The organism is Pelagibacterium xiamenense, from assembly GCF_021166475.1.
GTDB classification, from domain to species: Bacteria; Pseudomonadota; Alphaproteobacteria; order Rhizobiales; family Devosiaceae; genus Pelagibacterium; species Pelagibacterium xiamenense.
Genome location: NZ_JAJOYS010000002.1, coordinates 53,274 through 67,742, shown reverse-complemented (window position 1 = coordinate 67,742; position 14,469 = coordinate 53,274). Strand labels below are relative to the sequence as shown.

General features: G+C 64.4%; 10 protein-coding genes and 1 pseudogene. All 11 read left to right on the top strand.

The window, feature by feature from the left end; genetic code table 11:
• Positions 1-2: 2 nt before the first annotated feature.
• On the top strand, positions 3-866 hold the full coding sequence (locus tag LSG43_RS08220) for an SMP-30/gluconolactonase/LRE family protein (protein ID WP_231802991.1): 864 nt from the start codon (positions 3-5) through the stop codon (positions 864-866).
• Between the two features lie 128 nt (positions 867-994).
• Positions 995-2,005 carry a LacI family DNA-binding transcriptional regulator gene (locus LSG43_RS08215; protein WP_231802989.1) on the top strand — a complete coding sequence of 337 codons (1,011 nt, stop codon included), beginning with the start codon at positions 995-997 and terminating at the stop codon, positions 2,003-2,005.
• Between the two features lie 88 nt (positions 2,006-2,093).
• Positions 2,094-3,920 carry a heparinase II/III family protein gene (locus tag LSG43_RS08210; protein WP_231802987.1) on the top strand — a complete coding sequence of 609 codons (1,827 nt, stop codon included), beginning with the start codon at positions 2,094-2,096 and terminating at the stop codon, positions 3,918-3,920.
• Between the two features lie 136 nt (positions 3,921-4,056).
• Positions 4,057-5,991, top strand: coding sequence for an ABC transporter substrate-binding protein (locus tag LSG43_RS08205; RefSeq protein ID WP_304622647.1), 1,935 nt, complete (start codon positions 4,057-4,059; stop codon positions 5,989-5,991).
• A 172-nt stretch (positions 5,992-6,163) separates the two neighbouring features.
• Positions 6,164-7,153: an ABC transporter permease gene (locus tag LSG43_RS08200; protein ID WP_231802985.1), complete on the top strand. Its 990-nt coding sequence runs from the start codon at positions 6,164-6,166 to the stop codon at positions 7,151-7,153.
• A 1-nt stretch (position 7,154) separates the two neighbouring features.
• A complete protein-coding gene (locus LSG43_RS08195; protein ID WP_231802983.1) occupies positions 7,155-8,309 on the top strand; it encodes an ABC transporter permease in 1,155 nt (384 codons plus the stop codon).
• The gene (locus LSG43_RS08190) at positions 8,299-9,369 is read left to right on the top strand and encodes an ABC transporter ATP-binding protein (protein ID WP_255714172.1); all 1,071 of its coding nucleotides are present in this window, start codon (positions 8,299-8,301) and stop codon (positions 9,367-9,369) included. The genes LSG43_RS08195 and LSG43_RS08190 overlap by 11 nt, the downstream gene beginning before the upstream one ends.
• Entirely contained in the window at positions 9,366-10,403 is a 1,038-nt protein-coding gene (locus LSG43_RS08185) for an ABC transporter ATP-binding protein (RefSeq protein ID WP_231802979.1), read from the top strand. Before LSG43_RS08190 ends, LSG43_RS08185 begins: the two co-directional genes overlap by 4 nt.
• Complete coding sequence (locus LSG43_RS08180) at positions 10,404-12,251, top strand: DUF2264 domain-containing protein (protein ID WP_231802977.1); 1,848 nt, start codon at positions 10,404-10,406, stop codon at positions 12,249-12,251.
• On the top strand, positions 12,248-13,258 hold the full coding sequence (locus LSG43_RS08175; RefSeq protein WP_231804624.1) for a hydroxyacid dehydrogenase: 1,011 nt from the start codon (positions 12,248-12,250) through the stop codon (positions 13,256-13,258). The genes LSG43_RS08180 and LSG43_RS08175 overlap by 4 nt, the downstream gene beginning before the upstream one ends.
• A 428-nt stretch (positions 13,259-13,686) precedes the next feature.
• A pseudogene (locus tag LSG43_RS16680) lies at positions 13,687-13,842 on the top strand (DapH/DapD/GlmU-related protein); the annotation flags it as partial.
• Between the last annotated feature and the right edge of the window lie 627 nt (positions 13,843-14,469).

The window sequence follows — 14,469 nt, the reverse complement described above, 5'->3', positions numbered from 1 at the left end:
CGGTGCGCGCCGAAGCGATCGCCGATGTCCGCGCGAGCCTCGGGGAATCGCCGGTCTGGGTGGCCAGCGAAGACGCGCTCTACTGGGTCGATATCCCCGAGGCGCGGCTGCACCGGCTCAAGGACGGACAGCATACGGCTTTCCTTTGCGGGGGGCGCGTGAGCGCAATCGCACCGGCACAGGCCGGCGGCTTTGTCGCTGCGACCGAGGCGGGGTTCTCGCTGCTTGAGGTCGATGGCGAGACACTTGTCGAAACATCGCTCGCGGCGGTTCTCGATGGTGTGCCGGACATGCGCATGAACGACGGCGCGCTCGATCGCGACGGCCGGTTCTGGGCCGGGTCGCTCGCCGAGCCGGTCGATCCGGAAACGCCCCGCGGCGCGCTTTATTGCCTCGGCGGTTCCCGTCCCACGCCGCAGTGCGGCGGTCTCCTCGTGCAGAACGGGCTCGCGTTCAGTCCGGACGGCAGGCGGCTCTATGTGTCGGACTCCCATCCCACCGTCGCGTGCATCTGGACCTTCGATCTCGACCGGGACACGGGGCATATATCGGGCCGGAGACACTTCGCCGACAAATCGGTAATCGGCGGGCGTCCCGACGGGGCGACGGTGGATACCGATGGCTGCTACTGGATCGCGGCCAGCGATTCCGGGCGCGTGGTGCGGCTCACGCCCGGCGGGCGCGTCGACGCAGAGGTGGCGGTGCCGACGTCCAACCCGACCAATCTGTGCTTCGGCGGCGCGGATTTGCGGACCCTCTACATCACTTCGATGCGTCGAGCCGGGGCCGGAGCCGATCTGTCCGGCGCGGTTTTCGCGGTGGATGTGCCCTGGCAGGGCATAGGCGAAACACCGTTTCGCCGCTAGCGCTCAAGGGCAGCCGGTTTTCCGCACGTTCACCATTTCGCTGGACATCGGCATTTCCGTGCTTTCAAAAAACGCAAAAATTGCGTAAGGCAGAAGGGCATGATCTCGACAAGGATTGCCACGCGCCCATGAGCACCTCCGCCCGCCGTCCCAACCAGGCCGATATCGCCGCCAAGCTGGGGGTTTCCGTCAGCACGGTCTCGCGCGCGCTGGCCAATGAGGCGGGGATCAGCGAGGCGGTGCGGCTCGACGTGCACCGGGTCGCGCGGAGTCTGGGGTATCGCAGCAAGCATGTCATGCCCGCAGGCGGCTTCAACCGCCGCGCGGTGGCGCTCGTGCCGCTGGGTGGCGCGACGGGCGGGCTCTCGGGCTTTTACGTCGGTATCGTCGAGGCGATGCGCCTAGAGGCCACCGCTGTCGGGCTCGATCTCGACGTCCGGCTCATCAACGAGCAAGCGGTGACGCTCGATCTCGTCAAACGCTATGTTTCGCAGGCTGCCGCAAGCGCGGTGCTGCTCGCGGGAATCGACGCCTGGGACGAGCTTGTTGCGTGGTGCGCGGAAAACGATGTCCAGGCGGTCCTCGTCAACGGCAGCGATCCGGGCATGCGGATGAGTTCGGTTTCCCCGGCCAATTTCTACGGCGCCTACCTTGCGACCAATTATCTCATTGATGCCGGGCACCGACGGATCCTGCACTATACGCATCAGTTCCGCCCAACCATTCGCGAGCGCCGGCGTGGGTTCGAGGCTGCGATCGCCGAGAGCGACGGTGCGGAAGGGGTCATCCTCAACACCGAAACGTGCAGCATCGGCGAGTTGTGCGAGGGTATTCTGGCCAACCGGTACGGCGTCACGGCGCTGTTTTGCTGGAACGACATCGCCGCGGTCGAGCTGATCGAGGGCCTGCGCGGGGAAGAGGCGGCGATGCCGGCGCATTTTTCGATCATCGGGTTCGACGATCTGCCGCTCGCGGGCATGACCGCGCCGCGTCTCACCACAATCCACGTCGAACGCGAGGCCATCGGCCGGGGCGCGGTTCGGCTTTTGATGCAGCACATGGATGGAGAGCCGGTCGTCCAGCAGCTCGAGATCGGCGTGTCGTTGGTTGCCGGCGGTACGGTGCAGACCGTCGGGTAAACGCAAATTACGCAAAAATTGCGAAGTTATTTGCAAATTTTCATTGGCGACCTAGTCTGTCCCCGCGGATCAGCAGAGGGAGGCGGCGATGACGGATTTGCGGCAATACAGTGTGCGGCGGGTGGCCGAGGCGCTCGAAGGGCAGGGGGCGTTCGCGCCTTATCCGCCGGGCTCCGAGCGGGCGGCCTGGGCTGGAATCGCTGGGGTTGCGGGGCGCGAGGCGGTCGACAGGATGGCAATGCTGGCCGCGCAGGATCGCGACACGCCGCTCGAAGCCCTGCCGGCCAGCCTCTACTTCGACTTCAAGCGCACCGGACGGCGCGAGGGCTACGAGGATGCGCTGCGCGCGCGGCGCAACCGGCTCTACCGCATGACGATAGACGAGTGCATCCGCTGGCAGGGGGACAATCTGGACCCGTTGAGCGACATCATCTGGGCCCGGCTGGAGGAAACGAACTGGGCCTGGCCCGCGCATGCTGGGGATATGGACCCGCCCGACAGCCCCCGGATCGACCTTGCGGCGGCGATGACGGCCCTGGATCTTGCCGAGATCGATTATCTGCTCGGGGACAAGCTCGATCCTATGCTGCGCCGGCATATCCGGGCGGAGATCGACCGGCGATGCTTCACGCCGTTCCTTGCCCGGCACGACCATTGGTGGCTCTCGTCGCGGAACGATCGGCCCCTCAACAACTGGACGGCAGTGTGCGTCGCCGGGGTCGTCGGCGCGGCGTGCTTTCTTGAAGCCGATAGCCACCGGCTGGCCGAGATCATCGCCCGCGGCATGCCGGGGCTGGCGGAGTATCTCGAGACATTCGACAACCAGGGCGGGTCGACCGAGGGGCCGGACTATTGGAGTTACGGCTTTGGGAATTATGTGGTTCTAGCCCAGTTGCTAGAGGCTCGGACGGGTGGAAAGATCGATCTTTATGCGCCCGCCATCGTGCGCGAAGCGGCGCAGTTTCCGTTGCGGACGATGGTCGGGCCCGGGCTCTGGATCAGTTTTTCCGACAGTGACGAGCGGCCCTCCTTCCTCCCGGCGCTTTTGCGCATGCTTTCGCAGCGCCTGGACTTGCCCGGGCTCGAGGGCATGGGGGTCACGAACGACTATCATATTGATCACGTTAATCAATTTGTCTGGCTGCTGCGCCAGTATCTCTGGCCGTTACGCGAAGATGTCCCCGCGCACACGCCGTCCGGACATGACTGGTTCGAGGAGATGCAGGTGATGATCGCGCGGCGCGATCCGCGCGATCCCGATGCCCTTCAGTTCGCGGCCAAGGGCGGCCACAACGCCGAGATGCACAATCAGAACGATGTGGGGAGCTTCGTCGTTGCGCATAACGGGGAAGTGGTGCTGACCGATCTCGGGCGCGGCCGGTATTCGAAAGCCTACTTCGGTCCGCAACGCTATGAGTTCCTGACCAATTCATCGTTGGGACATTCCGTGCCGGCGATTGACGGAAAGGCGCAACTCCCGGGCATCGAGCACGCGGCCCGGGTGCTCGAGCACGCGGCCGGCACGGACGTGGACCGGCTCGTTCTCGATCTTTCCGGTGCGTACGGGCCCGATGCCGGGCTTGAGAGGCTCGAGCGCGAGTTCGTTTTCGCGCGCGATGGCAAGGGAAGTCTGACGCTCACAGACCGCTACGGGTATCGGAATGGGGTGGGCGGTTTCGAGAGCGTGCTGATCACGACCGGCGACGCGGCGCTTGAGGAGGGATGCGTCAAGGTATGGCGCAACGGCGCCGAACTTCGCGTGAGCTTCGACTCCGAAGCGTTGAACGTGGCTTTCGACCGGCACTCCGGCATCGAAAAGCAGTCCAAGCCGCCGGTGGATGTGACGCGGATCGTTTTCTCCCCGAGGGAGCACCGCCAGGCTGGCGCGGTTACGCTGGTCATCCGCCCGGCGTGATCGCTGGAGTGTGAATAAGTGCGCAAAAAACGCAAATTTGTGCAATAAGGTTGAAATCCCGCAAATTTGCAACTAGCGTTTGCGACGTTCGTAAACGGAGTGAGGCCCAGCCATGGCCTCGAGGGAGGAATACGACATGACATATCTCTTCAACCCGCGTTCGCGCAGGGGCGTCCACGCGTTCCGGCTCGCCGCGGTCATGACCACTGCGGTTGCGCTTATTGCGGCGCCTGCCTATGCGCAGCAGCAGGCGCCCATGCTTGACGCTCTGGTCGAGGATGGCACGCTGCCGCCTGTGGAGGAGCGGCTGCCGGACAATCCTCTGGTCGTCGAACCGGTCGACAACGTGGGGGAGTACGGGGGTACCTGGCGATCCGCTTTGCGCGGGACCGGCGATAACGCCTGGATCGCGCGCACGGTGATGTATGACGGGCTGGTCCGCTACAACCGGGCATGGGACGAGGTCATTCCCAACCTTGCGGAAAGCTGGGAGGTCAATGACGACGCGACCCAGTATACCTTCCATCTGCGCGAAGGGCTCAAATGGTCGGACGGTACGCCGTTCACAAGCGCGGATATCGCCTTTGCCGTGGAACTTGTGCAGGACCCCGATTATCCGGTGGGCGGCACGTTCATGACCGATCCGGGCAATCCGATGACCGTTGAGGTCGTCGACGAAACAACGTTCACGTTTACATTCGAAAACCCCAAGGGCTTGCTGCTCGACGAACTTGCCAGCGTCAATGGTTCGACGCTCGTATCGCTTCAAAAAGCGTACTGCTCGCAATTCTACCCCCCCTACAATCCCGAGGCCGAGCAAATGGCGGCCGACGAGGGCTATGAGGGCTGGGCGTTCATGATGGAGGACAAATGTGCCTGGGGTCAGGAAACCCAGCGCTGGGCCAATCTCGATCTGCCGTTCATGAACGCCTGGGTGGTGACCGAACCCTGGACGGGCACCGCAAGCCGCGTCGTCTTTGAGCGCAATCCCTACTATTGGAAGGTCGATACCGAGGGGAACCAGCTTCCCTACATCGATCGGCTCGAGATGCGGGTGAGCGAGAGCACCGAGGAAATCACGCTCATGGCGCTCAACGGCGAGATCGATTTTACCGATCGCCACATCGCGACCGTAGCGAACCGCCCGATCTTTTTCGACGGTCAGGAAGCGGGGGACTACAGGCTGGGCACCGAAGTGCAGTCGCGCTCGACCTCGCTTGTGCTGCAGCTCAACCTCAATCATCCCGATCCCGAGATGAACGCGCTCTTCAATAACCGCGATTTCCGGATCGGGCTCTCGCACGCGCTCAACCGCCAGGAGATCATCGATGCGGTGTTCACGAGCCAGGGTGAGCCGTTCCAGCCCGCGCCGCGTCCCGAATCGCAGTTCTACGATGAGGAAATGGCCAAGCAGTACACCGAATACGATCCCGAACTGGCCGTTCAGCACCTCGAAGCGGCGGGGCTGACCGAGACCAACGGGCAGGGTATTCGACTGATGAGCAATGGCGAGCCGGTGTCGATTGCCGTCGACGTCATCTCTGCCCTGCAGCCGGAATGGCTCGATATTCTCGAACTCATGCAGCTCCAGCTTGCGGAAGTCGGCATCGACATGGAGATCAACAATATCGACAGGACGCTGTTTTACGACAAGCGCCCGAGCCTCGACTTCGACGCGCAGGTCTGGGCTGGCGATGGCGGTCTCGATGTCGTTCAGGAGCCACGCTACTATTTCCCCGCCAACGCCGAGTCCGTCTGGGCCTTTGCCTGGCAGGCCTGGTACAACGGTACGGATCCGGAAATTGCCGAGGAGCCGGCCGAGTGGGCCCGCGAGCAGATGGAGCTCTATGACCAGCTCAAGGCGTCCGGCGATCCCGCCGAACAGGAACGCCTGATGGTCGAGATCCTCGACATTGCCAAGGAACAGTTCCCGCTGGTCGGGGTGAGCCTTGTGCCGAACGGCTACTACATCGCCAAAAACAACCTGCGGAATGTCCCTGACGAGATGAAGCAGGCGTGGTTGTTCCCCACACCGGCGCCGTACGATCCGTTCCAGTGGTATTTCGAGTAACGACTCTCCTCCCGGGAGTGCCCTTCGCGGTCTTCGGGCCGCGGGGGGACCTTGGGAAGGCATCGACGGGGATCAGGCAAGGCAGCGCCCTCAACCGGCAGCGATCCGGCGCGCCGCCTGCTGGATGTCCGTAATCAAAAACGAACCGGATGTGCGGGAGTCCATAAGAGCCATGCTCAGCTTTCTCTTTCGACGGCTCATTGCGATGGTGTTGACCATCTGGGCGGTGTCGTTCGTGGCATTCGCCATCATCCAGTTGCCGCCGGGCGACTATCTCACAAGCTATATGGCGTCACTGAGCGCCGCGGGCGACAGGATCAACCCGGAAACCATCGCCGCCTTGCGCGAGCGCTATGGCCTCGATGATCCCTATGTCATCCAGTATTTCAAATGGATCGGCGGCATTGTTCAGGGCGATTTCGGCGAAAGCTTCGAGTGGAAAGCGCCGGTGACCGATCTCATCTGGGGGCGGCTGGGCAATTCGATCCTGCTCGAGGGGCTGGCCATTCTCGTGATGTGGCTCGTCGCCCTGCCCATCGGCATCTATGCTGCGGTGCGCAAATATTCGCTGGGCGATTATCTCGCGACCATTGGCGGGTTCATCGGCCTCGCCATCCCCAATTTCCTCTTCGCGCTCGTTCTGATGTACCTGTGGTACGTCTATTTCGGGCAGACACTCGGTGGGCTTTTTTCCCCCGATCTCGAGGGCAGTCCCTGGAACCTCGAGCGCATTCTCGATTTCCTTGCCCATGCCTGGGCGCCGGTGCTGGTGCTGGCGACGGCGGGTACCGCGCAGCTCATCCGTGTGATGCGCGCCAACCTGCTCGACGAGTTGACCAAGCCCTATGTCGTGACGGCGCGCTCGAAGGGCCTGCCCGAATGGCGGGCCATCCTCAAATACCCGGTGCGCGTGGCGCTCAATCCGCTGGTTTCGACCATTGGCTGGCTGCTGCCGACTCTCGTTTCGAGCTCGGTCGTGGTTTCCGTGGTCATGAACCTGCCGACCGCCGGGCCGCTGCTGCTCAAGTCACTGACCACGCAGGACATGTATCTGGCCGGCGCGATCATCATGCTTTTGGGCATTCTCACGGTCATCGGCACGCTCATCTCCGACCTGATCCTTGCCTGGATCGACCCCCGCATTCGGTATGGAGGGCGCTAAGATGGCCGTCACAACCCACGTTCCCGTTGCCGCCGAGCCGGAAGCGAGCGCAGAAAGGCGCGCCCCGACAGGCCGGGAGTCCCAGGTGCGGATGACCTGGCGCCGCTTCAAGCAACATCAGCTTGCTTTCGTAAGTCTCTGGATTGTCGTGCTTTTTTACCTCGTGGCGGTCTTCGCGGAATTCATCGCGCCGATGGATGCGAGCACCTATAACCCGCGCTACACCTACGCGCCGCCTCAGGGTATCCATTTCGTGGCGGTCGACCCGGACGGAAGCTGGCATTTCGGGCCCTACGTCAACGGCTACAAGACCGAGATCGACCCCGAAGCGCTCCGTCGCGTCTTCACCATCGATCCCGAAGTGCGCCATCCGCTCGGTTTCTTCGTCGAATCCGAACCGTACAGGCTCCTGGGCTTCATCCCGATGCAGCACAAGCTCTTCGGCACCGTGGAACCCGACGCGCCGCTCTATGTGATCGGCGCCGACCGGCTCGGGCGCGACCAGTTGAGCCGGTTGATCCACGGCACCCGCATTTCGCTCTCGATCGGGCTCGTGGGTGTGGTTTTGAGCCTTGTGTTCGGCGTCATAATCGGCGGGTTCTCTGGCTATTACGGTGGCTGGTTCGACGGCGCGGTCCAGCGGGTCATCGAATTCATCCGCTCACTGCCCACGATCCCGCTCTGGCTGGGGCTCGCCGCCGCGCTGCCGCGGGACTGGGGGCCGCTTCAGACCTATTTCGCGATCACCCTGATCCTTTCGCTGTTGGGCTGGACGGAACTCGCCCGCGTCGTGCGCGGCCGCTTCCTTGCGCTGAGGACCGAGGATTTCGTCACCGCGGCGCAACTCGACGGCGCGTCGGACTACCGCATTATCGTGCGGCACATGGTGCCCTCGTTCATGAGCCACATCATCGCCGCCACGACGCTGGCCATCCCCGGCATGATCCTCGCCGAGACGGCGCTGTCGTTCCTCGGGCTCGGCCTCCAGGCGCCGATCGTGAGCTGGGGCACGCTGTTGCAGGACGCCCAGAACATCCGGACCCTTGCGGGTGCGCCGTGGCTCCTGTCTCCGGGCATCGTCGTTGTTGTCGCAATCCTTGCCATGAACTTTCTAGGAGACGGCCTCCGTGACGCCGCTGACCCCTATGGACGCTAATGAAACCCTCCTGCGGATGGAAAACGTCAACATCGTTTTCTCGTCCCCCGACGAAGCCGACATCGAGGCGGTAAGGCAGGTCGATTTCACCCTGACCCGCGGCAAGACCCTCGCGCTGGTGGGTGAGAGCGGATGCGGGAAATCGGTCACCGCGCGCGCCATCCTGCGGCTTCTGGACAAGAACGCCCGCATCGATCACGGCCGGATTCTCTTTTCCGCCGATGGCGGGGAGCCGACCGATATCGCCGCGCTTGGATCCGACAGCAAGGCGATGCGGTCTATCCGCGGCAACAGGATCTCGATGATCTTTCAGGAGCCCATGAGCTCGCTCTCGCCGGTTCACACCATCGGGGATCAGATCGACGAGATGATCATGCTGCACGACGACGTCGAGCAGAAGTCGGCCCGCGAGCGGACCGTCGAACTCCTCGACCAGGTCGGCATTCCCGGTCCGCGCCAGCGCGCGGATTCCTATCCGTTCCAACTCTCGGGCGGGCTGAGGCAACGCGCCATGATCGCCATGGCGCTCGCGTGCAAGCCGGATCTTCTGATCGCCGATGAGCCCACGACCGCGCTCGACGTCACGACCCAGGCGCAGATCCTCGATCTGTTGCGCGCGCTGCAGGCCGAATACGGCATGGCCATGCTCTTTATCACCCACGACCTCGGCGTCGTGGCCGAGATCGCGGACGAGGTGGCCGTCATGTATCTGGGCGACGTGGTGGAGCAGGGAAACGTCTTCGACGTCTTCCGCGCCCCCCAGCACCCATATACCCGCGCGCTGATGAGCTCGATCCCGCGCATGACGCGGCGCGCGCAGCGCGAGCGGCTCAATCCCATTCAGGGCAACGTGCCGTCCCCCCGGAACAGACCCGAAGGGTGCGCCTTCACCACGCGCTGCCCGCATGCCTTTGCCCCGTGTTCCAGCGTTCACCCCGGGCGCACGCCAGCGGGCGAGGGCCATTGGGCCCGCTGTCACCTTTTGACCCACGAGGACGCGCCGAGGGTCGAAGGCATCCTTCAGCCGGGCGTGCCCGCAATCGAGGGAGATCGCGCATGACAACGCTCCTCAAGGTCGAAGACCTCTCGAAAACCTTCACCCTGCGATCGGGGCTCTTTGGCGAGATCATGTCGCTTGAAGCGCTCTCGGACATCAACCTCACCGTCAAGGCGGGCGAAACGCTCGCGATCGTCGGCGAGAGCGGATGCGGGAAGACGACGCTGGGCCGCTGCATCGTCCGGGCGCTCGAACCGACCGAAGGGCGGGTGACCTACACCCCCGAGCCGGGCAGGGATGTCGAGCTCTCCGCGCTCAAAAAGCGCGAGCTCAAGCCCTGGCGGCGCGACATTCGCATGATCTTCCAGGACCCGATGTCCTCGCTCAACCCCTATATGCGCGTCTTCGATCTCGTCGCCGAGCCCCTGCGCATCCATAAGGCGGCGCGCGGTGCCGAGCTCGAACGGCGTGTCGTCTCGACGCTCGAAAAGGTCGGCATCCCGCGCGACGCGCTGCAGCGGTTCCCGCACGCGTTCTCGGGCGGCCAGCGCCAGCGCATCGGCATCGCGCGGGCGCTCGTGCTCGACCCCAAGCTCGTGATCGCCGACGAGGCCGTTTCGGCGCTCGACGTCTCGATCCAGGCGCAGATCCTGAACCTGCTCGAAGACCTCAAGGCCGATTTCGGCCTCACCTACATCTTCATCAGCCACGATCTGGGCGTCGTGAACTACCTCGCGGACCGGGTTGTGGTGATGTATCTGGGGCACATCGTCGAAACCGCGCCCACCGAGGCGCTGTTCGAGCGCCCGCGGCACCCCTATACCGAGGTGCTCCTCGAAGCGCTGCCGATTGCCGACCCGACCCGTCGCAGCCGGCGCCACGAGGCGGTCAAGGGCGAAATCCCGTTTCTCGGGAATCGCCCAAAGGGTTGCCCCTTCCACACGCGCTGCAAATTCGCCGAGGACCGCTGCCGGACCGAAAAACCCGCGCTGCGCCCGATCAACGGCGGGGAAACCCACGCCGCATGCCATTTCGCCGAAACGCTTGACCTCAAGGGCGCCTACGGACCCGCGCCCGCTACAGGAACATACGCCTAGATGATATACGATCCCGCCAGCGCCAATCCCCTTACCGGCAACCCGCTCAAGACGCGGGCAGACGTTGCAAAGGCGCTCAACGACCTGTTCAATCCGCTTCTCCCCTACTTTTCGGAAGGCCATGCGCGGGTCCGCCTGAGCGGTACCGCTGCGCATTTCGACCGGATCGCCGCCGACGTCGAAGGCTTCGCGCGCCCGCTTTGGGGCGTGACGCCCTTTGCGGCCGGCGGCGGCGCGTTCGATCATTGGGACCGCTACCGCGAGGGCCTCGCCAACGGCATGGACCCCGAACACCCCGAATATTGGGGCGAGGTCAAACGCACCGACCAGCGCATGGTCGAAATGGCCGCGATCGGGTTCACCTTGCGGATGGTGCCCGAGCACGTCTGGGACCCGTTGCCCCAGCGCGCCAAGGACAACATCGCCACGTACCTCAAGGGCATCCGCCAATATCCCTACGCCGACAACAACTGGAAATTCTTCCGCATTCTTGTCGACATGGGTCTCGAGCGCGTCGGCGTCGACTTCGATAGAAGCCTCACCGAGCAATATCTTGACGAACTCGACGGGTTCTACCTCGGTGATGGCTGGTACCGCGACGGCAACGTCCGCCGGATCGACCATTACATCCCCTTCGCGATGCATTTTTACGGCCTCATCTACGCCAAGCTCGCCAAGCCCGGCGATCCGCGCGCGGCCGCCTATCGCAAACGCGCCGCGCTCTTTGCCAAAGACATCAGGCACTGGTTCGACGACGAGGGCGGAACGCTGGCCTTCGGACGCAGTCTCACCTACCGGTTCGCCTGTGGCGGCATATGGGCCGCACTCGCTTTCGCCGATCTCGAGGCGTTGCCCTGGGGCGAGATCAAGGGGCACTTCCTGCGCCATTTGCGGTGGTGGTCACGCCATCCGATCGCGGACCGCGACGGCGTACTCTCGATCGGCTACGGCTATCCGAACCTGCTGATGAGCGAGAGCTACAATTCCGCCGGCTCCCCCTACTGGGCACTCAAGGCGTTCCTGCCGCTGGCGCTCTCCGAAGACCATCCGTTCTGGCAGGCCGATGAGACGCCGGCGGAGGCGGTCAAGCCGCCGGTTCCGCTCAAGCACCCGGGGATGGTGATGATGCAGCAGAAGGGCAACGTGGTCGCGCTCTCGTCCGGGCAACAGAACTACCAGATGCGGCACGGTGCGGAGAAATACGCGAAGTTCGTCTACTCCTCGCGCTACGGGTTTTCCGTCGAGGCGGACGAGCGCGCGTATCTAAGCGGCGCCTTCGACGGCATGCTGGCGCTTTCGGACGACATGCGCCACTACCGGGTGCGCGAGAGCAACGAGGTCGCGCAAATCGCGCACAAGACGCTCTACGCGCGGTGGAAGCCGTGGGACGACGTTACGGTCGAAACCTGGCTCGTGCCCGCGGTGCACTGGCACGTGCGGATACACCGGATCGAAACGCCGCGGGCCCTGCACACCACCGAGGGCGGGTTCGCAATCGGGCGGGCGGATCTCGATGCGGATGTGTGCCAGGAGGGGTCCGGGCTGGCCGAGGCGCGCTCGGCGACCGACGTCAGCCTCATCCACGACCTCTCGGAGGGCAATCGGCGGCAGGGGCGCAACCAGCGCGCGCTGCCCAACACCAACCTCATCGTTGGCAAGACGATCGTGCCGCAACTGCTCGGCGAGATTGCTCCAGGCACAACAGTGCTCGCAACCGCCGTCGCCGCCGCACCGGCGGGGACCGATCCGGGCGATCCGCCCGTGGCACCGGACCTTTCCGAACTCGAGGCGCTTTTTGCGCGCGAGGGCGTAACGGTGAGCGCCATCGACGTTCCGGAGCGTTTCTGATGCGGCCGCGTGTAGTCCTCGCCATGGCGGCGGAAAAGACCCTTCATGTCTTCAACGACCGGTCGCTCGACCGGCTCGCGGCGAGTTGCGACATCCTTTCGCGCGCCCCGATCGAGGATTTCAGCACCCCCGAGGCGCGCGCGCTTCTGGCCGAAGCCGACATTCTGGTCACCGGCTGGGGGGCGCCCTATGTCGGGGCCGATGTCTTGCGGCAGGCGCCGCGGCTCAAGCTGATCGCCCACGCCGCCGGAACGGTGAAATACACGATCGACCCGGCCGCCTATGCCGCGGGCATCGCGGTGACGCACGCGGCGGACGCCAACGCCGTTCCCGTAGCCGAATTCACGCTGGCGGCGATCATTTTCGCCAACAAGCGCGTCTTCGAACTGCGCGACCTCTATCGGGCCGACCACACCCGGCGCTCGACATGGGCGCTCATGGACGAGCCCATCGGCAATTATCGGCGCACGGTCGGGCTTATCGGCGCCTCGCGGATCGGGCGCAAGGTCGCAAAGCTCCTCCAGATTCTGGAAGTCGACGTGCTCCTGGCCGATCCCTATGTCGCCAAATCCGATCCCGTGACCCGTCACGCGCGGCTTGTCGATCTCGAAACGCTGCTCACGGAATCCGACATCGTTTCGCTCCACGCACCGGCCTTGCCCTCGACCCGGCACATGATCGGCGAACGGCAATTGCGGCTGATGCGCGATGGGGCGACCTTCATCAACACGGCGCGCGGGATGCTCGTGGATGAGGCGGCGCTCGTCGCCGAGCTTGAAACCGGCCGCATCAACGCGATCATCGACGTCACCGACCCGGAAATTCCCGCAGACGGGTCGCCGCTTTATTCACTGCCCAACGTCTTTCTGACGCCCCATGTCGCGGGCGCCGGGGGGACCGAGCGGCTACGGCTTGGCGAGATGACAATCGCCGAAATCGAGCGGTTCGTTTCAGGCGAACCGTTGCAGCACGCCATCGAGCCGGATTTGCTGGAGCGGCTGGCATGAGTTTGGCGCATGGGGATTTCGACGAAGAGCCGCCGCATCGGCACGCGCAGCGGTTGCAGTTCCTCACGTGGGACCGTACGCAGGCGGACATCGACGCGCCCGAATTTAAAGCGCGCAAGGCGGAACTGGTCCGCTACGCGGGGGCCGCGATCGACGATACGGCCTATATCGCGGCGGAGGCGGCGGTCTTCACCGAACGGATGGTGCTCGGTGCGCGCTCCTATATCGCCGGCTACGCGCTGGTGCGGGGCGATCTCGAATTCGGCGCCCATTGCACGGTCAACGCCTTTGCGTGCATTGCGGGCAAGGTCCGGTGCGGCGATCACGTCCGGATCGCCTCCCATGCGTCGATCCTGGGATTCAATCACGGCTTTGAAGATCCGGATACGCCGATCCACAAGCAGCCCCATGAATCGCTGGGCATCACCATAGGCGACGATGTTTGGGTGGGTGCCAACGCCGTCATTGTCGACGGCGTCACAATAGGGCAGGGCGCCGTCATCGCGGCGGGCGCGACAGTCACGCGCGACGTGCCGCCCTATACAATCGTCGGCGGCGTACCGGCCAAGCCGATCCGCAAGCGCGGGGAAAAGATGCAGCCCATCGCGCGTCCCCTCGACGTTTTGCTCGCGGAACTGGGTGGCAGGGCACAGTCGCAGTGGCGGCAAATCCTGGAGGAGAACCGCCACGAGGGGACGTTTCTGTCGCGGGAGGGCGATGGCGCGGTGCGCCCGAGCATCAGGCACCTATGCGATGCCATCGAGATCGCAGCCGGTTTCGGCGGGCTTCCGGACGGTCTTGACGTGGGCGCAACCATCGAACGCCTGCGCGCAGTACAGGACGAACGGAGCGGGTTGTTTCCCGATCCCTACCGGTTGCCCGAACCCGGTACGCCGCTGCGCGAGGATGGGCTCGCGCTCTATAACGTCCTTTCGGCCGGCTATGCGCTCGAACTTCTGGGCAGCCATCCGACCCGCAGGATCGCGGCCGCCGAGCTCGATGCGCCCGCGCTTTGTGCCTGGCTCGAAGCCCTGCCGTGGCGGGACCGCGCCTGGAGCGCCGGCGCCGCCGTCGATGCCATCGGCACGGCGCTTTATTTCAACGCACGCTATTTCGAGACCGGCCGTGCGCGTGAGGCGCTTTTCGGATGGCTCGCGCTTCATGCCGACAGAACAACCGGGCTTTGGGGCGCTCCGACCGCAACGGAGGGC